We start from the raw sequence: 317 nt of genomic DNA, 5'->3' as shown, positions 1-317 counted from the left end.
AGGATTTCGTTGGTGAGGAAGTCCTTGACCTGGGTCGCGTAGATGGCCGGGGCGGGGGCGTTGCGGGTTTGGCCGTCGGCGCCTTTTCCGAGGACGGTGACGCCGTCCGCGGAGCCCAGGGCCTGGGCTCCGGTGTGCCAGGATCCGGCGATGCTTTCGGTGAGCATGGTTTGCCCGGCGCAGGTGGTGATGGCGCGGCCGACGGCGGCGGCGAACTTATCGCCTGCGTCGCCGGTGGGGGCGAAGAGCAGTCCGGGGGAGGTGCAGAGCTGGCCTGAGCTGCCGGTGACCGCGGTGACATACTGCTGGGCGAGGGT

General features: G+C 69.7%; 1 pseudogene. It reads right to left on the bottom strand.

The annotated features are described in order from the left end of the window. A pseudogene (locus ASF72_RS21175) lies at positions 1–317 on the bottom strand (aldehyde dehydrogenase (NADP(+))); the annotation flags it as partial.

The organism is Arthrobacter sp. Leaf141 (assembly GCF_001424565.1).
Classification (GTDB): Bacteria; Actinomycetota; Actinomycetes; order Actinomycetales; family Micrococcaceae; genus Arthrobacter.
This window is presented reverse-complemented; position numbering and strand designations above follow the sequence as displayed.